The organism is Blautia obeum ATCC 29174 (assembly GCF_025147765.1).
Lineage (GTDB): Bacteria > Bacillota > Clostridia > Lachnospirales > Lachnospiraceae > Blautia_A > Blautia_A obeum.
On record NZ_CP102265.1, the window covers coordinates 1,737,624 to 1,756,285 of the forward strand.

Sequence of the window (18,662 nt, forward strand, 5' to 3'; positions counted from 1 at the left end):
AGCACATAAATGAAGCTTCTATAGTATACTACGGATGACTAGTCTGAGATAGGAGAGCCGGAATTACAATGAATGAGGTTTTGATACGAAAAGCGAAGAAAGGCGACAAAGATGCTTTCTGCCGACTTATGGATGAGAATGTACAGAGTATGTATAAGATTGCGGCAGCATATCTGAAAAATGATGAAGATGTTGCGGATGCAATACAGGATACGATTCTTTCCTGTTATGAAAATCTGAAAAGTCTGAAACAGAACAGATATTTTAAAACTTGGATGATTCGAATCTTGATCAACAAGTGTAAGGACATGATACAGAAGAAAAAGCTGGTTACTTATACGGATCAGATGCCGGAAACACCTTTTCACGAAGAAGAATATGCGGCGATGGAATGGGCACAAGTATTAGAAACATTGGATAGCAAATATCGTTTGGTTGTTCTTTTGTACTATATGGAAGGATTTAGTGTCCGGGAGATCAGTGACGCTCTGGATATGAAGGAAAGCACTGTGAAATCTCGTCTTCATCGTGGTAGAAAACAGATTGCAGAGATGTATGGATATAAGGTTAAGGAGGGACGTGTTTAATGATGACTTTAAATAATAATGAGAAAGACTTCCAGGAAAAACTTCAAAAGGATACAGAAATGCCGGCAATCGTGCATGAACGTATCAATCAGGCATATCGATTGATTGAAAATAATGCTGTGTTACAGAAAAAAGCACCAAAGGATCCATATCACTGGATGAAAATTGGAGGCAGGGTAGCAGGAGGTATGGCAGCGGTACTGGCAGTCGGATTTATATTCTGTGCAACCAATCCAGTAATGGCAAAGAATATTCCGGTTGTAGGAGGGCTTTTTGAAATCTTGCAGGATAATGTAAGTTTCTTTGGTGATTTTTCGGATTATGCAACAACCTTGGAATCCGTTGATGGAACAACGGCAGATGGCAGTGAAGCAGATGGGGACAAGACAGGTAATGCCACTAGTGAGAATGCTTACATTAAAACAGTAGATGGGCTGACAATTACATGTTCTGAGGTATATGCCAACAGCCAGGCAGTCTATATAACTATGCGGTTTAAGAGTGATAAGCCATTTCCAGAAACGTCAACCAGGGCGGAAAGTGGAACACCGGTCATTGATCTGGATATGACTGGAGGTGTGGACTTTGATTCAGAAGCTAGTCGGGTGATCGACGGTCATGTGGAAGGACAGTTTCTGGATGACAACACCTATGCATGCATTTTCCGTTATGATCTTGCTCAGGCGGCAAAAGACTATACGGAATATAATGAGAAATACAATGAAATGACACAGCAGGTAATGGATGAGATGGGAATAACTCAGGCGGACTTAGATGATCAGACGGATGAAGGTTATGCACTGCTGGAAGAGTTTATCAATAAAGTATCTGAGCGTGGTGGAGCATATCAGAAATATATTAAAGATATTGAGATTCCGGATACTTTTAATCTGCATCTGGATATCTCGAAGGTAAGAGGGCTGGAAGCAGACTATGAGTGGTCAGAAGCGGATGATGAAAACTATGGAAGGGATGCCGGCTACTACAAATATGAAGGTGACTGGAGTTTCGATATCCCGGTTACAGTAGATGATTCCCGGACAGAAGTATTGGAACTGAATGATACAAACGATGCTGGTATCGGACTCAAATCCGTAATTCGTTCTCCGTATGAACTGACGGTAAATGAACTTTATAAGGAAGGATCCAACAGTGACTGCTTCATGGTAGCTCTTGATGCCAACGGAAACACACTTCCATATAATGAGTCTACTGGAAACTGTAATAACTTCGCAATTCAGGACAGGGATATTTCGACAGTAGATATTTATTTCCTGGATTATATCCAGTATATGGATGAACTGAAGGGGCAGCAGAATTTTGATAATCCTACGAAAGAAGACGGACAGAAATGGAAAAAACTTCTGGAGGAGAATGCGAAATATCATAAGACATTACATTTTGATAATGACAGTGAGACAGTGCAAAAAACTAAGTGATTCAAAGAAAGATAAGTAGGATATGAGACAAAAAGAAGTGATAGGGCAGTCAATGAGAACCACAAAATCGGCAAGACCAGGTTCAGTTGTTTATGTGCCGATGGATAAATCGGAATTCAGATCTATTATATTTTCAGAAAAGAAGAAAAATAAAATTAAGAAAATTGTAATATTGATTATATTGATGATTTTTGTTATAGGCTGTTGTATGTATGCAGGTATATCTTATTATTACTCATATCACTTCTTTTATGGGACGACCATCAATGGGATTGACAGTTCAAATAAGACAGCATATGAGGTTGAGCAGGAGATTGCTGGGAAAAAGGATAACTATACTATTCAGGTAAGGGCAAGAATGCAGGACCCGCAGGCCATTACAGGAAAAGACATTGATTATAAATACGTATCCAGCGGTGCGGTTCTCCAGCTGCTGAAAACTCAGAAATCATGGGAATGGATCGGCAGTCTTTTTGAAACAAAAAACTATATGGTTCAAGAAGAGACTTTTTTCAGCCGGGAGAAACTGGAAGAACAGGTAAATTCATTAAATTGTGCGAAAAAAGAGAATCAGATAGCACCGGAAAATGCGTATGTAAGTTTTGTTAACTCAGAATTCACTATTGTGCCAGAAACGGAAGGCAACGAATTAAATACCAAAGAAGCTTATCAGATGATATGCAGGGCAATCGATAACGATGCGGCAGAGGTAAATCTGGAAAGTGATCCAAAGGCTTATAAGAAAGCAGATGTGACGAAAGAAAGTTCAGAACTTCAGAATATGGTAAATACATATAAGAACCTGACAAAAGCAAATATCACATATACATTTGGAGACGAAACGGTAACACTCGATGGGAATACCATCAAAAACTGGCTGCAGTTTGACGAGAAAGGGCAGCTGCTCCAGAATGATGAAGCCTTCCGGCAGCACGTAGTGGATTATGTGGCACAGCTTGCAGCAGATCATGATACAGTTGGCACTGAAAGACAATTTCAGACCACGAGCGGAAGGACTGTGTATGTATATGGTTCTGCCTATGGGTGGAAGATTGATCAGGACAAGGAAGTAGCACAGCTCATGCAGGAAATTCAGTCAGGAACCCAGACAACCAGGGAACCGGTGTATTCTATGAGGGCAAATGCACACGGGATCAATGATCTCGGAGATACATATATAGAGGTAGATCTTACAGAGCAGTATATGTGGTATTATCAGAATGGAAATATTATTTTCCAATCAGAAATCGTATCCGGACTGCCAAGCGATCCGGATAGAAAAACACCCCCTGGAATATTCACATTGAATTCAAAGAGCAGTCCGTCCGTGCTGCGAGGTGAAATGACAGCAAATGGAACCTATTCTTATGAACAGCCGGTAACGTACTGGATGCCATTCAATGGAGGAATTGGCTTTCATGATGCAGACTGGCAGCCGTACTTTGGTGGTGACAGATATCTTACAGGTGGTTCTCATGGATGTATCAATCTTCCACCAGAAAATGCCGGACAGCTTTATAGTCTTATTCAGTATGATGTCCCGATAATCTGTTTTTACTAATTCTATATTCAAGATGTACAGGACAGGAGCTAAGTTGTAATGCAGCTGGCTCCTGTTTTTCATTGTCAACAGTATCAGCCTGACGTATGATCACCATTTCGGTAATCCAGAACAAAGCAGACTTGATGTGGAAGTGGAAGAGCGATTGGTAAAAGCTAGCAATCTCTTCCTTTCACAAAGAGTGAAGAAGAGAAGGCACATTAATGGGATTGACGTATCAATACTGGAACCATATAATGGGTACAAAGAAAAATTTATTTATGGAAATAAACACATTGACAGAGCATGCAAAAGTGCTGTGATTAAAGTTTAAAAAGAATCCTTATGAATATCATAAGTAATGCTGTCAAATACAATAAAGAAAAAGGAGTAATACTGCTTAGCTATTATGAAACACAGGTGGATGACAGGCATATACTGTTTGAGTTTCACTGCAAGGATACCGGAGTTGGAATGAGTAAAGAATTTCAGAACCATATTTTTGAACCATTTACTCAGGAAACAGGCGGTGCAAGATCTGTTTATGGAGGAACAGGTCTTGGTATGCCAATTACAAAAAAACTAATAGAGAAAATGGGCGGTACGATTAAATTTGAAAGCGAGAAAAATGTAGGAACCACATTCATGGTACAGCTCCCATTCCTTATTTCTGCTGATATGAAGCAGGCAGAAAGCCAGGAAGACGATGTATCAATTGAAGGCATGAGAATCCTTTTGGCCGAAGACAATGAATTGAACATGGAAATTGCAGAATTCCTTCTGACAAATGCAGGAGCAGAAATTATAAGGGCTTCAAACGGTAAGGAGGCTGTTGAAGCATTTGCAAAATCAGGTGTTGGTGAGGTCAATGTAATTCTGATGGATATTATGATGCCAGTTATGGATGGCCTGGAAGCTACTAGAGAAATACGTACAATGAACAGAAGTGATGCATCTGCTGTGGTGATTATAGCCATGACAGCAAATGCCTTTGCAGAAGACAAGAGTAAAGCGTTGAAAGCCGGAATGGACGATTATCTTACAAAACCACTGGAGTCAGAAAAACTGATTCGTGCCTTAAGTAGATTCTTATGAGATACCGGAAAGATATGATAAAAAGAATAATTCCTAAAGAAAGAGGAATACGTATGAACATTGTTTTTTCATCTGATAAGAAAGAATATAATACTATTAAAAAAGGTACTGAAATACTGCTGGCTGAAAATGACGGTTTCAACCAAAATATATAATTGTTTGTTAAATTTCAGGACAGACCAGAAATATTGATCAATAAAAGAAAAAACCAGATTCATATCATCTGCCGGGAAATATCTCATTATTACCGCGCACTTAATTATGCCATACATCATATGGAAGAAGATGAATTTCAATATCAAGAGCATGTCTGAATGGATAAGATTCGTGATTCTGCGGACATTCTCCAGCCTGAAAAAGAGGAAACTTATCAGTTTATTGAAAAGCTGCTCAGCTCAGTAAAGGAGAATTTTTCTACCAACAGGGTACATATTGGAATGGATGAGGCTGTCATGCTGGGACTTGGAAATTATCTAAAAGAAAATGGATATAAAAAAGGGTCACTGATAATCGAGGAACATTGTAACAGGGTCGTAGATATTTGCAGAAAATTAGAATTAAAGCCTATGATATGGAGTGACATGTACATTACAGCAAATTCTACAGGCGGATACTATGATCTGCCCGAAAACACGGACTGCTCCAAATGGGAAAAACCGAAAAAAGATCTAGGATTAGTATATTGGGACTATTATCATGCTGATACCAGAACCTATGAAAAAATGCTGGATATCCATGCGCAGCTTTCGGATAACGTTATTTTTCCAGGATCCAATGTCAGGCATTTTTGATTATCATGTGAAAGAATCAGGTGTCAATACAAAATCTTACTACCAAAACATACAGAAATGTATGAAGGAATGTGCAAAAAAACAGGAAAATATCAGCTTTTATTCTCGTTTTATGAAAAACTGGCGGCGGTATTAGCTGATAAAGCCGATTTGGGCATGTGTATAAAATCAGCATATCGGTTTATACAGGAAATCAGAACTATTCTCACAGAATGGTTTTGGTTTTCTTTTTTGCTGTTACAAATCAGTTACAACTGCATTATAGAATTTAATGTATAATTAACCTGTGAAAAGATAGTTAAAAAAACATGTGAGGTAATAATTATGAAGGCAAGAATTCTTGTGATAGAAGACGAAATGTCAATCAATGACCTGCTATGTATGAATCTGGAGATTGCAGGGTATGAAACAGTAGGATATCTGGATGGAAATGAGGCATATGAAGCAATTATTCAAGATCATGCGTTTCAGTGTGCACTTGTAGATATCATGCTTCCCGGAAGAGACGGATATAGCCTGTTACCGAAACTGAAGCAGTATGAAATTCCCGTAATATTTCTTACCGCAAAGGGAGATATCGCGAGCAAGATAAAGGGATTAAAAGACGGTGCAGAAGATTATATTGTAAAACCATTTGAAATGCTGGAAGTGATGGTCCGTCTTGAAAAAGTACTGGAACGTAATGGCACTGTACAAGAACAGATTCAAATTGGTGATGTCATCATTGATACTGCTAGTCGTACTGTTACAAAAATGGGCATGGAAATCTATTTAAAGCCAATGGAATATAACTGCCTCATGGTGTTTGCCAAAAATCCGAATAAAGCACTGACCAGGAATCAGATTCTGCAGGAACTGTGGAATGAAGAGTTCTGCGGAGAAACAAGAACTGTGGATGCACATGTGGGTCGTATCAGGAAAAAGCTTGGCTGGCAGGATAAGATTAAAACAATTCCCAGAATCGGTTACAGACTTGAGGTGGATTTATGAAACTCTTAATAAAGATCTTTTCTCAGACTACATGTATCATTTTGTTGGTATCGTCAGGGATCTTTCTCTATACCACTTATTGTTGGAAAAATCAGAGTATACAGAATATCAACAGTTATGAAAGCAGTATATTTAGAACAAACATCTTACAGTTTGAAAATAAAACAAGCCTTTCTGACAATCAGAAACAGAATGCCGACAACGAAATGCGCCCCCAAATAGTTACTTATGCTTTTCGGCAGGTTTTTCATGACAGCGCGGTTTTATATCTTGATGGAAAAATGATCTATAATGGAACTGTTTATGAATTCGATGTAAAAAAGTTAAGAGAATTATGTGCAAGTAAGGCAAACATGGTGGATCATGACAGCAACAGTGACGGTCATGGCCCTATGATCAGTCAGATAAATGGAAGGACACTTTTGTTATTTTACTATGGAAATGTAAATATGGGATATCAGATTGTTACTTATAAAGATATAACAGATGTAATAGAAAAAAGTCATCTGCTGTTTTTTCAGACGGGTGGATTTACTTTATCTTTGATCGTGGTGATGGGAATTATCCTTTATTTGAGCCTTCGAAAAATCACAGCACCGCTTACAAGCCTAAGAGAAGCTACGCTTCTTGTTTCTGAAGGTATTTATGATTTTAAAGTACCGTCAGAGGGAAATACAGAACTTGCGCAGGTAGGTGCAACCTTTAATTTTATGACAGGTAAAATAAAAGAACAAATTGAAAGTCTTTCTAACATAAACCGGACACAAAAACAGCTTATTGGAAGTCTGGCTCATGAGCTGAAGACCCCAATGACTGCAATCATAGGCTATGCAGATACATTGCTTACTGTGCGCCTAACCCCGGAAAGGCAGGAGAAGGCTCTGATTTATATTGAAAATGAATGTCGCAGGCTTTCAAGACTTTCTATGAAAATGCTGGAATTAACCGGACTCTACGAAGCTTCGGAAGACTCATTCAATCCAGCTGAAATACAGGTGGATAATTTCCTGAAAGAAGTAAAAGAACTCATTGATTGCAGGCTTCAAGAAAAAAACATCTCTCTTGATGTATTTTGTGAACCAAAAGAATTGGTAAAGAAGTTTGATCAGGACTTAATGATAAGTGTAGTGACAAATCTAATTGATAATGCAGTCAAAGCTTCCAGAAAAGAATCTAAAATTGTGCTTGAGGCAACCCCAGACCATCTGATGGTTCAGGATTTTGGAAAGGGAATACCGAAAGAGGATCTGGAAATGGTGACGGAACCATTTTATATGGTAGACAAATCTCGTTCCAGGGCAAAAGGAAGTGTAGGGCTCGGTCTTTCTTTATGTCAGAAAATTATAGAACTGCACGATTTCCAACTGAAGATTGAAAGCAATCCGGGAAAAGGAACTACCGTCTCTGTTTTCTGGTAATCACACTAACGTTTACATATCAGTTACAAATCGCGAAAGATTTGGTGTAATGCTCGATGATATACTTATAACAACCTTAGAAAGGAGATTTTACCAGAAATGAGAAAAAACATAAAAAAGTTTGCAGGAATAGTGCTTTGTATTGGAATGTTTACAGGATGCGCACAGACCCCGGATTCTTCTTTGGTAAAGCCGAAGGGGAGCAAGGCTGTAGATGCTTATACGGAAGCGGATGATGTTAGCGGTTCTAAAGGAGAAGCATCTGAAAGCAAGAACGATGACGGTTCAGAGTCAAAGATAACCATCAGGAATCTCATCGATGCTCCTCAAAATTATAAAAGCCATGTGGAAGATGACAGTGCCAAGCTCGTGGTAAATACAGATGCAAGCGTAGAAATTCCGGAAGTGGAAAAGATATCTGCTATTTCTGTCACCGCGGCAGAAGTTACCCAGGAACTTCTCGACCGTATTACAAACGCATTCTTCTCAGAGGCAAAACTTTATACCATGGATAGTTATTATGTGAAGACAAAGGATGAAATTAAAAAAACTCTGGATGAACTAAAAGAAGACGTTGCAAACGGAAACCTGGATCCGTATAACTATGGAACAGACGATGATGGGAATTATGTCTATGATATCTATGAAGATATTGAGACATGGGAACAGGAATACGAAACTGCTCCGGAAAAGAAAACCCTGACAGAGGCAAAACCTGTTGCCGGAAATTATTTCAGTTGTATTGCACAAATGCCAGACGATTCACAATACTACTATATGATATCTTCCGATGGCTCCGATACCTTGTCAGTCAAGATCAAGAAAGCAGCAAACAAGGGCGGGGAAAAAATACCGGAGGATGCAATGTGGTGTGATTACGGATATTCTGAAGAGGAAGAAAAACCCACAGAAGAATCTATCGGGCTGTCCCTGGATGAAGCAAAAAAACTTGTAAAGGAAAAAGTTGAAAAAATGGGCATCACAGATTTGCAGTTTTCTAACTGGAATTACGCGGTGTGCAAAAGTTTTGAAGGCGATAATAGTTCAGGTAATTTTGGAAATGGATATAGAATTGATTATGCACGTACCATAAATGGTGTGCCGGTAACTCAGACAATTGCAGACGGTGGGGCATTGGAAGATATGGACAGCACAATGGAAACATGGTCTTATGAAAGTCTCTGTTTCTATGTCGATAAAGATGGCATAGAAAGCATGACTTATTCAAATCCCTACACAATTGGTAAAATAAAGACAGAGAATTTAAATCTTCTTTCGTTCAGCGAGGTTATGAAAATTTATGAAAAAATGATGGTGGTAACAAACGCTGATAATATGCAATATGAAAATTCCAGGGTCTATAATATTGATCGGATCGTTCTTGGTTATGCCAGAATATATGAGCCGTCTACTGACGCACACACAGGTATTATGATCCCTGTCTGGGATTTTTTCGGCAGCATGACTTCAGAAAGTGAATATAACGGAGAAACAGAATCAAATACCATAAAAACTCCGAATGAAAGTTTCCTTACCATTAATGCTGTGGATGGCAGTATTATAGACCGAAATTTGGGTTACTGACATGAGGCAGGTATTTGGAATTGTACGGTACAATTTCTTCGGATTTTTACGCAATCCCAAAGTTATTTTTATATTTCTGTTAGAATTTGTACTTAGTTTTCTACTTACAGGCAGAATCATGGTTGTAATGGAGACCTACGATACACCGGTACAGGCCATTGAGCCATTTATCTGGACATTTGGGGATGGGATAGCAGTACTGTCCAGTTCGCTGCTCTTGCTTCTTATGTTTTCTGACCTGCCGAAGATGACACCTATTACTCCATACCAGCTGACCCGGACAACCAAGAGGAAATGGCTTTTAGGTCAATTCATTTATGTTATTCTTGTAACTGTTTTATATACGGTTTTGATGCTGTTATTTACGGCCGTGCTGTGTATGAAAAAGAGTTATCCAGGTAACCTGTGGAGCGAAACTGCGGCCATGCTTGGCTATTCAGAATTAGGAAAAAACCTGCAGGTCCCTTCTACAGTAAGGGTCATGGAAAGTATCTCACCCTATGGCTGTATGCTGCAGGTTTTCTTCCTTCTGTTTTGTTATTCGCTGACCTTAAGCTTTGTAATCCTTGTAGGAAATCTCTATAAAGGGAAGACTAAGGGGATGATTTTTGGCCTTCTTTACAGTGTTTTTGGTTTTTTATTGGACCCGAAAGTACTGGCTGCAATTTTACATAAAGAAAAATACGAAATGTATCAGGTAAATGTATTAATCTGCTGGATCAGTCCTCTGAACCAGGCAGTATACGGAAAACATAACTTAGGTTATGACCCATTGCTTCCGAAAATCACGCATTCCTACATGTTTTTTCTGGGTATTTTAGTTCTTCTTGCAGTTTTTGCAATTAACCGGATGAAAAAATATACCTTTGAATTTCTTGGAGAAAAGACATGATCGGGAGGGGGAATACCTGTGTGGGGTGAAACAAAACGTATGTTATTTAATAAGAATTTTCTGGCAGCATGGCTGATAGCCTGCATCTCCATCGCCATTGGCCAGACTTATCCCAGCTTAAAAAAAGCACTGGCATGTGGTACTTTTATCAGTATACTGGAAGGTTCCTTAAAAAGTCAGGCAGTATCTTTTGCCATTCCGGTAGCGGCCGTATTGCCATGGAGTGATTCCATTCTGCAAGAATATAAAAGTGGATTTTTAAAGGAGATACTTCCCAGAACGACCCGCAGACAGTATGTCGAAGGTAAAGTCTTTTCTATTATGATGTCTGGTTTTATGGTCTGGACATTAGCTATACTAACGGTACTTTTTATCAATTTTATTGTGTTCTATCCGCTGGAGATACAGGGTGCTATTCAGAAAGAAGCACTTCTGGACTTGCTCATGAAGGCATTCCGGACAGGACTTATCGGAAGTATCATAAGTACTTTCGGTGGAAGCTGCGGGATTTTATGGGATTCTGCTTACATGGTATATGGAATCCCTTTTGTAAGCTTCTATTTCGGAATTATTCTTCATGACCGCTATTTTAAAAATCAGATATGGTTTTATCCAGTAGAATGGATACTGGCTGATAAAAATTGGGGACCGGACAAAATAGGACTTTGGCTATTTCTACTGTTGTTTTTATTAGTAATGCTGGGAATTCTGGGAGGTGTTTTATATGGAAGATTGGAAGAAATCTGAAGGGACATTTAATCTGGCCTGTGATCCGCAAAGAGCAAGTGGAATGATGCAGAACACCTGCGTAAAAATAGAACACGTGACCAAACGTTTCGGTGAAGACATCGTGTTACAGGAAGTAAATCTTTCCTTGAAAACAGGGAACGTCTATGGGATTGTTGGAAATAACGGTTCCGGAAAGACCGTTCTTATGAAATGCATCTGTGGGTTTCTCCCTGTAACTACGGGCACTATTTTTGTATTTGGAAAAAAAATAGGCCATGATGTGGATTTTCCTGAAAGTCTTGGAGTTATTATCGAGACTCCCGGTTTTCTTACACAATATACGGGCTTTAAAAATCTGGAGATCCTGGCAGACATGAATGGCCGGATTTCGAAGGCCGATATCCGCATAGTCTTAAAAAGGGTAGGATTGGATCCGGACATGAAGAAACCAGTCGGAAAATATTCCCTTGGAATGCGTCAACGCCTTGGTATTGCACAGGCCATTATGGAAGATCCTCTGTTTTTGATCCTGGATGAGCCGTTTAATGGACTGGATAAACATGGCGTGGAAGAAATAAGAGAACTGCTGCTGGATTTAAAAGCAGCAGGAAAAACCATTTTGCTGGCAAGCCATAATGAAGAGGACATCAGAATCTTATGTGACCACGTATATGAAATGGATGGAGGAATCTTAAGAGAAAGGACTGCCTGATAATGAGAAATTTATTTGTAAAAACGGCATTAGTATTGTGTACGACAATAATATTTCTTCCAGCTACCGTTTTTGCCACAGAGCCTCAAAACACGGAGATTACATCTGCTGAAGAAGGATTTACGGACTCAGATCCGTCCGTATCTTATGAGAATGACAACTCGTTAACCCTTGATGAAAAAGAGGATGATTCTACGAGTACCGAACCTCCGGCAGAGGATGAAAAGACTCCTGATAAAGCTGATACCGATAAAGAAAATCCGGATCCGGATATTTTTACATCAGGAGATGACTTTGGTGATGGTTCTAAATCGAATCCTTTTCATGTTGTAATAGACAGTGATAATCCGGAAGACGGTGACGCCCCGCAGATAACAGATCCGGTTATAGACAACGGAGGGTATTCGGGCGGTGGGGGAGGAGGTAATTCAACATCAGACTCATCAAGTGAAAAAATATTACATAAACCGCAGGTATTATTAGAAGACAGCAATCTTTCAGGTGGACGATTGGAGGCTGGTTCTACAACAGAAATGTCGCTGACATTTCGAAATAAAAGCTGCAGTCAAAATGTATTTGGTTTAAAAATTTCCCTTTCTACAGAGAACAAAGGAATCGAATTTGAGAAAAACTCTTTTTATGTACAAGTCCTGGCTCCTGGTGAAGCAATTACTTTGGAACAGATGATTACTATAACAGAAAACTGTGATCCTGGCCAGGCTGTCATTACTTTTTCTCTGGATTATGAAGATTCGAAAGCAACGGCAACTACCGGTACAGAATTACTGTCTTTTCAGATCATCCAACCGGTTCGTGTTAAGCTGGAAGCTTCAGATATTCCATCTGTTTTGTACACTATGGATACAGTAGAGATCCCGGTAAAAGCGATGAATCTCGGAAGAGACAAAATTTACAATGCAAGTGTCAGCTTAAAGGCTGATGAATTAAGCTCAAACGATACTGCATTCTTAGGGACCATAGAGGTCGGAGATTTATCCCAGGGAAGTCTTCGCATATATGTAAAAGGAAAAACAGGAAAATGTGCAGGTCAATTAATTCTTACGTATGAGGATGCAGATGGCAAATCATACGAGGAAGAAATGAAATTTGATTCTGAAATCAAAGAAACCCAGATAAAGTCTTTAAAGGTTGAAGATGACCAGGAGAAAACCAATAACTGGTGGTATTCCATAGCTGCAGTTGTTGCAGTACTGCTTATTTCCATAATCCTGATTCTGGTCAGAAAGCTTCATAAGAAAAATATCCTTCTCGAAGAAGTGAGAAAGGCGGCTTCTCATTGAAAAGAAAAAAAATAGACAGCTTTACCTTATTTGTCATACTTCTGCTGACATTGACACTTACATTATTAGTAATGCTGCTGGCAGGCATGAAAGAAGAAAAACGGCAATTTACTGTGCTGCTCCCACTTGGAGATCTGGCTTATGATGAAGATTTTTTGCAGAAAGCGAAGAAGATAAAAGGTATAAAAGAAATCTGGCCAGTCATAGAAGTCCCGGTTGTCATCAAAATTGAAGATTATACGGAAACAACGACTTTTTCAGGAATTGATATGAATGCGTTTGGAAAAAATCCAACTCAGAATGAACTGGGGAAGATGCCGTTGTTATTGCTGGGAAATGGTTCCCTACGGGATATGAAAGACTATAATAATCATGCCATTTCAAAAAAACAACAGGAAAAATTTTTAGAGATGGGTGAAAACCTGAATATTTTTTATTCCCTGGATGAAAAAGAGAAGAATACTTCCAAAGCCACAGATGATCTTACTACCTTATCCAGCAATTCCGCAAGAGGACCGCAAACCTCATATATGCCCTGTAAAGCCGCTGTAGTAATAGAAGGCAACGAAATCTACATACCCATTTCCCAGGCACAGGATCTCTGCAGAGAAATAGGAGAGCCTTCTGAGATCAGTAAAGTATATCTAAAAATAAATGGAAAAAATAACCTGGAGAATGCAAAGAAAATACTTTCAGGAATTTAACATAATATTAATATATAGCAAGAATTCTCCTTCCTCTGCAGATGTGCAATGAATTGTAAAAGCAAAAAAGAACACTTGTTTGATGCTGCAGTTCATGGTATAATAGTATCAGTTGATAACATAAATGAACTTAAATGAAAACTTAAATTCCGGTTTTGCTCCAAATGTTCTGGTGCTGACGCTGGCCCGCACCGGCACACACAGCGACTTGTTCGGCAAATAAACATTCTGCCGCCGTATGGGGAAACCTGTATGGCGGTTTTTCTGTACGCAAAAGGGTGTCGTGAAACGCGACTACCTTGATAGTGGTACGCCAAAACGCGGTAGCCCTTACCGCTTCGATATTTTGAAAATGGACCGGAAATATCTGCAATGTTGAACTCTGCTTACTCATATATGATAGTTGCCGCTATTGTTGCAATAATAATTTTCGGAATTTCATAAAAGGAATCAATATGCGACACTATTGCAATCGAGGTAATATTGACATAGAATTCCATGTATTATAGAATGGTATCTGTAAAAAGAAGGCATGAAGAAAGCAGCTTTAAACGGGCTGCTTTTTTTGTGTCTTCTTTTATCTTTCCTGAGTACCAGAGGAAAAGGAGTTTTCTGGATGGAGCAGAGAAGACAAAAATAAATAAGAACAGGAGGAAGTATATGGAGGATACCAGAAAAACAGTTTTGGCGGGAAACGGGGAAAAAGATGTTCCGCGTGCGGTCTACGATGGTGTTTTGACAATCGATGTAGACGCGCAGGTTGAAAGCATGGAGGAACAGGAAGAAGCCAGATGGCATCAGCTTTTGAATGCACATCGTACCAGAAAGATCCTGACGGGCCAGCTTGGGGGCATTGAAAAACTGGAGAGTGGATGGATGGTTGCTGTTACATACTTTAATGGTTTCCGGATCATTATCCCAATGAATGAAATGATGATCAACCTTCAGGGAGACGGGCGTGAAAACGCGGATACCTTAAACCGTCAGGTCCGTATTGCTAACAACATGCTCGGCTGTGATATTGATTTCATCATCAAAGATCTGGATAACAAGAGCCGGAGCGTTGTAGCATCCAGAAAAGATGCAATGCTTAAAAAGAGACAGACTTTTTACCTTGGGGAAGATACAGAAAAACCAATGCTCTATGAAGGCAGGATCGTAGAAGCAAGGGTGATCGCGGTAGCTCCCAAAGCAGTCCGCCTGGAAGTCTTTGGTGTAGAAGTATCTGTCCGGGCCAGAGACATGGCCTGGGAGTGGATGGTAGATGCCGGAGAAAAATTCCAGGTAGGTGATCTGGTGCTGGTCATGGTCAATAAGGTGGAAGCAAGCTCTGTTGACCAGATCATTATAGAAGTGGATGCAAAGAGTCCGACAGCCAATATCAATAAAGATAACCTCCGGAAATGCCATAAACAGGGAAAATATACAGGGATTATTACGGAAGTCTATAAGGGAACCTATTTTATCCGCCTTGATATCGGAGTCAATGCCGTGGCACATTCCTGCAATATGTCCGCACTTCCGGGAAAGAAAGATAAGATCGGATTTGTGGTGACCCGCATCAACGACAACTATGAAGTGGCAGAAGGTATTATCACAAGGCTTATCAAAAGCGCTTCCTGAAAATGTTTTTATGATTTTCAAAGAATTCTGTTGACACAGAAAAAGGGATTTCTTTAACATCGGAGATAAAGATGGAAAGGAGTGACGTCAGATGGCAAAAAAGAAGAAAAAACAGATGCGGGAAACCTTGTACTGTCCATATTGCAAAAGACCCGGGGTACTTAGGCCTGCAGCTTATGTCTATGGAGATAATAACCTGGATCCGGAGAAATACCTGTATGTATGCAGCGGCTATCCTTCCTGTGATTCATACATTGGGGCACACAAAAAGAGTATGCGTCCCATGGGAACCATGGCTGACAGCGATCTGCGTAATAAGCGGATCGAAGCACACAGAGCTTTGGATGCAATCTGGAAAAATGGTTATATGACCAAACACAGCACATATATCTGGCTTCAGAACCGTTTAAATCTCCGGGAAAAGGACACACATATCGGGAAATTTTCTTATTACCTGTGTGAACAAACCATCCGGGAATGTACAGACTATATAAAAAGCCGAGAGGAAAAAAAGAAATCCCCGGATAAAATAAGCGTGGCATGACGGAAAGGATGGATGCCCTTGAGACTACAGGCGACAGAAGATGATGTATATCATCTGATGGACCTTAAAGAACAGTATTTTATTATGACAGCAATATGCAGTGTGGCAGAGGGAATCAGCGCATACTTTTTCATATACCAGAAAAGATGCTGGGATCTTGTATATTTGTGTACTGCACTGGCGCTTGCGATAATCCTGCTTCTTCGTCAGGCCATAAAAATCAGCTGGAGGATCATGGAGGCAGAAAACTGTTATATGGCACTTGAAGAGGACAGCCTGGCAGTCTGCCAGCCGGAAAAAAACGGAAAATATGAGTCCTGCAGGATCTTTTACGATGAGATGGATAAGATCGTAGAAGGATCCAGACGGGGAGTTCCGGAATTTTATATCGTGATCCGAAAAGAAGGGAAAGAACAGAAAAGCTTTTTCCTTTTGGATGAAGAAGAACAGGAACGGGATGTTTTCTGTGTACGATCCTTTGGCTTTGACAATCAGGGATTCATGGAGTTTTATCGGAAACTCAGGTGGATCGTACCGGGAAGAACAAGGATTATCGGGACCAAAACACAGGAAGTATGGAAACTGCGACGGCCGAATATCGGAATCTGTACGGCAGCAGGCATGCTTTTGGGGTATGTACTTCCAAAACTCCTGGAAATGATGATGTATGGGTAACAAGTTATGAAAGAAAACAGATCAGAAGCAGAGATTAGAAAGAGTGAAAATGACAAGGAGGAAATGTCATGAGATGGTATACAGCAATCGGAATGAAAAAAGATGATGCAGATGGAAGGTTTTGTGTCTGGGTAGATGGGGAAGAAAAAGTACTTACAGAAATGGAAACTATTTTGTGGGCTGCGCTCACCTGGTCTTTCTGTGAAGAGGATAAGGTCCATTCCCAGATGCATCGTCTTCTTGTATTTAGCCTTGGAGAAAAACAGGCACAGGAATGGGCGGACAAAGAGGATTTTCAGTTTTGCCTGAACCGTCTGGTAAAGCGGGGCCTGGTTGTGCTGACAGAAGGATGTACCAGAGAGGAAGCTGTATACAGCATTATCAGCCGGTCAGTCATGTCTCCCATGGCCTTTTCACGGACAGAACGCATGAAGCATTTTATGGAAGCCCTTTCCATGGGAAAAGGACTGAAGTTTTCACTGAGGGCTTTTAAAAAGCCGCTGCTTACAGAAGAGGAATACCAGATACTTTCCAATCTTCAGAGAGAAGGGGATGTTTCCTATCATCTGAAATGCTTAAAAGAAAAGGCAAAAAGCAGGGAACCCAATTTGGCAGATTCCCTCCAGGAGCAGATACAGAGGGAATTTATAATCCGCGTAGCGCAGCTTTACTATAAGAAACAGCTTGTGATCGACTACATAAGAAGGGAGGACTGCCTTGAAGCAAACGGAACATCCGTATTGGCACAGGCTGTATAGATGCTTGGAAGATTTTGGAACACGTTATCAGAATATACCGGATTTTTTTAAGGACAGGATCCAGCGATATGGTATCCTGTCTCTTTTTATCCTGCTTTTCGGATCATTTATGGGAACATGGATGAAAGATAAAACTTTTATTTTCTGGTCTTTTCTGCTTGGGATTATCGGGTTTATAAGAACATATCTTATTTTCCGCACCGCGGATAAAAAGACCTATGAAATCGTGGAAGGGCTGGTAACCGGGATAGACGGGAAAAATCCCTTTGCAAGATTACGGAAGATCCGGGTAAGTGATCCGACCGGACGGCAGAGTGAACTTTTGCTGGATAAAAACGTAAAAGTTTTGGAGGGAAAACGCTATCGGTTTTATTTTGGCATAAATGAAAAGAAGCTGGTAGGAATCCGCCGGGTGGATGCAGCGCTCAATAACGGGACTTTTTTGGGAAACGAAGAAATATAAGAGGAAGAGATTCCTTTTATAGCAGGGAGGGGAGCACCAGGCATGGTTCGATTCCATGCTGCCCTGTTTCCGCAAAAGATTATTGCGGGAAATACAGCAAAGGAGAGAAGGATATGTCAGAAACACTACAGGGAACCGTGAAATGGTTCAGCGCACAGAAAGGATACGGTTTTATCACCGGTGAAGACGGGATTGATTATTTCGCCCACTTTTCGGAGATCCAGATGGATGGATACCGGAAATTAAGCGGTGGCCAGCCGGTCCTTTTTGAAGCAGGGACGGATGCCAACGGGCGAAGCCTTGCCAAAAATATTTCCCCGGCGGATCCAAACGCTGAGTAAGACGTTTTCATAGTGCATGTACAGATTACCTATTCCCCTCAGATACATGCATTTATGCAGACGGATGAAAAGACAGGCGGTATCATGCCGCCTGTCACAACATGTAGCAGAATAATAAAGATAACTCACGCAATAACACAATATATAGTTAAAATTAATTGACAACCACAAAATGTTGTGGTAGTCTTTAAATGAAAAATAATTTAACAGTCTATAAAAGACTGTGGTTATTCTTTAGTTCCGGACATTCCGGAAGAAACACTTTGGGGCGGTCTTGCCCTTAATGAGAAAAAATGGATATGCAAAATATAAGGAAGATGCAAGAAGGAAAGAAGATTCTTTTTGTGTCTTTTTTTATTGCATAAAAAGCAGAAAGGAGGAGCACGAATGAAACTGTCAGTTAAAGAAACTGCAAAAAGAAATACCTTAAGAACATCAAAAAAAGAAAACACATTGTAAAATCAGGAGGGTCGATT

The 18,662-nt window shown here is 40.0% G+C and carries 19 protein-coding genes and 1 pseudogene; all 20 read left to right on the plus strand.

The annotated features are described in order from the left end of the window. Positions 1 to 68 precede the first annotated feature (68 nt). The 20 genes and pseudogenes from NQ503_RS08220 to NQ503_RS08310 all read left to right on the plus strand — a co-directional run bounded on the left by NQ503_RS08220 (position 69) and on the right by NQ503_RS08310 (position 18,186). Positions 69 to 587 carry an RNA polymerase sigma factor gene (locus NQ503_RS08220; RefSeq protein ID WP_005423085.1) on the plus strand — a complete coding sequence of 173 codons (519 nt, stop codon included), beginning with the start codon at positions 69 to 71 and terminating at the stop codon, positions 585 to 587. Continuing rightward, entirely contained in the window at positions 587 to 2,026 is a 1,440-nt protein-coding gene (locus NQ503_RS08225; protein ID WP_259893495.1) for a DUF4179 domain-containing protein, read from the plus strand. The genes NQ503_RS08220 and NQ503_RS08225 overlap by 1 nt, the downstream gene beginning before the upstream one ends. Positions 2,027 to 2,048: 22 nt before the next feature. Next, a complete protein-coding gene (locus NQ503_RS08230; protein ID WP_005423082.1) occupies positions 2,049 to 3,587 on the plus strand; it encodes a L,D-transpeptidase family protein in 1,539 nt (512 codons plus the stop codon). A gap of 318 nt (positions 3,588 to 3,905) precedes the next feature. Continuing rightward, entirely contained in the window at positions 3,906 to 4,661 is a 756-nt protein-coding gene (locus NQ503_RS08235) for an ATP-binding response regulator (RefSeq protein ID WP_256147679.1), read from the plus strand. 314 nt (positions 4,662 to 4,975) lie between these two features. Next, on the plus strand, positions 4,976 to 5,452 hold the full coding sequence (locus tag NQ503_RS08240; protein ID WP_005423073.1) for a family 20 glycosylhydrolase: 477 nt from the start codon (positions 4,976 to 4,978) through the stop codon (positions 5,450 to 5,452). Then, positions 5,436 to 5,731 (plus strand): annotated as a pseudogene (locus NQ503_RS17900) (hypothetical protein). The gene NQ503_RS08240 and the pseudogene NQ503_RS17900 overlap by 17 nt, the downstream one beginning before the upstream one ends. Before the next feature lie 45 nt (positions 5,732 to 5,776). Beyond that, positions 5,777 to 6,442 carry a response regulator transcription factor gene (locus NQ503_RS08245; protein ID WP_005423065.1) on the plus strand — a complete coding sequence of 222 codons (666 nt, stop codon included), beginning with the start codon at positions 5,777 to 5,779 and terminating at the stop codon, positions 6,440 to 6,442. Next, a complete protein-coding gene (locus NQ503_RS08250; RefSeq protein ID WP_005423063.1) occupies positions 6,439 to 7,860 on the plus strand; it encodes a sensor histidine kinase in 1,422 nt (473 codons plus the stop codon). The genes NQ503_RS08245 and NQ503_RS08250 overlap by 4 nt, the downstream gene beginning before the upstream one ends. Positions 7,861 to 7,959: 99 nt before the next feature. Then, a complete protein-coding gene (locus NQ503_RS08255) occupies positions 7,960 to 9,444 on the plus strand; it encodes a DUF6034 family protein (protein ID WP_005423060.1) in 1,485 nt (494 codons plus the stop codon). A 118-nt stretch (positions 9,445 to 9,562) separates the two neighbouring features. Then, the gene (locus NQ503_RS08260; protein ID WP_242872571.1) at positions 9,563 to 10,336 is read left to right on the plus strand and encodes a hypothetical protein; all 774 of its coding nucleotides are present in this window, start codon (positions 9,563 to 9,565) and stop codon (positions 10,334 to 10,336) included. Positions 10,337 to 10,354: 18 nt separating this feature from the next. Further along, entirely contained in the window at positions 10,355 to 11,083 is a 729-nt protein-coding gene (locus NQ503_RS08265; RefSeq protein ID WP_242650130.1) for an ABC transporter permease, read from the plus strand. A 43-nt stretch (positions 11,084 to 11,126) separates the two neighbouring features. After that, on the plus strand, positions 11,127 to 11,777 hold the full coding sequence (locus tag NQ503_RS08270; protein WP_044925097.1) for an ATP-binding cassette domain-containing protein: 651 nt from the start codon (positions 11,127 to 11,129) through the stop codon (positions 11,775 to 11,777). 2 nt (positions 11,778 to 11,779) lie between these two features. After that, on the plus strand, positions 11,780 to 13,078 hold the full coding sequence (locus tag NQ503_RS08275) for a COG1361 family protein (protein WP_005423053.1): 1,299 nt from the start codon (positions 11,780 to 11,782) through the stop codon (positions 13,076 to 13,078). Next, positions 13,075 to 13,782 (plus strand): hypothetical protein, encoded by a 708-nt coding sequence (locus tag NQ503_RS08280; protein WP_242650129.1) that lies wholly within the window; start codon positions 13,075 to 13,077, stop codon positions 13,780 to 13,782. Before NQ503_RS08275 ends, NQ503_RS08280 begins: the two co-directional genes overlap by 4 nt. 660 nt (positions 13,783 to 14,442) lie before the next feature. Beyond that, positions 14,443 to 15,405 (plus strand): S1 RNA-binding domain-containing protein, encoded by a 963-nt coding sequence (locus NQ503_RS08285; protein WP_154648310.1) that lies wholly within the window; start codon positions 14,443 to 14,445, stop codon positions 15,403 to 15,405. Positions 15,406 to 15,496: 91 nt separating this feature from the next. Continuing rightward, positions 15,497 to 15,949 carry a zinc-finger-containing protein gene (locus NQ503_RS08290; protein WP_118235520.1) on the plus strand — a complete coding sequence of 151 codons (453 nt, stop codon included), beginning with the start codon at positions 15,497 to 15,499 and terminating at the stop codon, positions 15,947 to 15,949. A gap of 18 nt (positions 15,950 to 15,967) precedes the next feature. Next, positions 15,968 to 16,624, plus strand: a complete 657-nt coding sequence (locus NQ503_RS08295; protein ID WP_259893497.1) for a hypothetical protein — start codon at positions 15,968 to 15,970, stop codon at positions 16,622 to 16,624. Positions 16,625 to 16,692: 68 nt separating this feature from the next. Beyond that, complete coding sequence (locus tag NQ503_RS08300; protein ID WP_173772259.1) at positions 16,693 to 17,382, plus strand: hypothetical protein; 690 nt, start codon at positions 16,693 to 16,695, stop codon at positions 17,380 to 17,382. Further along, entirely contained in the window at positions 17,342 to 17,845 is a 504-nt protein-coding gene (locus tag NQ503_RS08305; protein WP_049940373.1) for a hypothetical protein, read from the plus strand. The genes NQ503_RS08300 and NQ503_RS08305 overlap by 41 nt, the downstream gene beginning before the upstream one ends. 113 nt (positions 17,846 to 17,958) lie before the next feature. Next, on the plus strand, positions 17,959 to 18,186 hold the full coding sequence (locus tag NQ503_RS08310) for a cold-shock protein (RefSeq protein WP_005423033.1): 228 nt from the start codon (positions 17,959 to 17,961) through the stop codon (positions 18,184 to 18,186). The last annotated feature ends 476 nt before the right edge of the window (positions 18,187 to 18,662 follow it).

Bases quoted from the DNA above. Each gene is read 5' to 3' on its own strand.
- NQ503_RS08240 (WP_005423073.1), top strand. From the start codon at position 4,976: ATGGATAAGATTCGTGATTCTGCGGACATTCTCCAGCCTGAAAAAGAG.
- NQ503_RS08275 (WP_005423053.1), top strand. From the start codon at position 11,780: ATGAGAAATTTATTTGTAAAAACGGCATTAGTATTGTGTACGACAATA.
- NQ503_RS08260 (WP_242872571.1), top strand. From the start codon at position 9,563: ATGGTTGTAATGGAGACCTACGATACACCGGTACAGGCCATTGAGCCA.
- NQ503_RS08250 (WP_005423063.1), top strand. From the start codon at position 6,439: ATGAAACTCTTAATAAAGATCTTTTCTCAGACTACATGTATCATTTTG.
- NQ503_RS08225 (WP_259893495.1), top strand. From the start codon at position 587: ATGATGACTTTAAATAATAATGAGAAAGACTTCCAGGAAAAACTTCAA.
- NQ503_RS08270 (WP_044925097.1), top strand. From the start codon at position 11,127: ATGATGCAGAACACCTGCGTAAAAATAGAACACGTGACCAAACGTTTC.
- NQ503_RS08290 (WP_118235520.1), top strand. From the start codon at position 15,497: ATGGCAAAAAAGAAGAAAAAACAGATGCGGGAAACCTTGTACTGTCCA.
- NQ503_RS08300 (WP_173772259.1), top strand. From the start codon at position 16,693: ATGAGATGGTATACAGCAATCGGAATGAAAAAAGATGATGCAGATGGA.
- NQ503_RS08255 (WP_005423060.1), top strand. From the start codon at position 7,960: ATGAGAAAAAACATAAAAAAGTTTGCAGGAATAGTGCTTTGTATTGGA.
- NQ503_RS08310 (WP_005423033.1), top strand. From the start codon at position 17,959: ATGTCAGAAACACTACAGGGAACCGTGAAATGGTTCAGCGCACAGAAA.
- NQ503_RS08285 (WP_154648310.1), top strand. From the start codon at position 14,443: ATGGAGGATACCAGAAAAACAGTTTTGGCGGGAAACGGGGAAAAAGAT.
- NQ503_RS08230 (WP_005423082.1), top strand. From the start codon at position 2,049: ATGAGACAAAAAGAAGTGATAGGGCAGTCAATGAGAACCACAAAATCG.
- NQ503_RS08220 (WP_005423085.1), top strand. From the start codon at position 69: ATGAATGAGGTTTTGATACGAAAAGCGAAGAAAGGCGACAAAGATGCT.
- NQ503_RS08245 (WP_005423065.1), top strand. From the start codon at position 5,777: ATGAAGGCAAGAATTCTTGTGATAGAAGACGAAATGTCAATCAATGAC.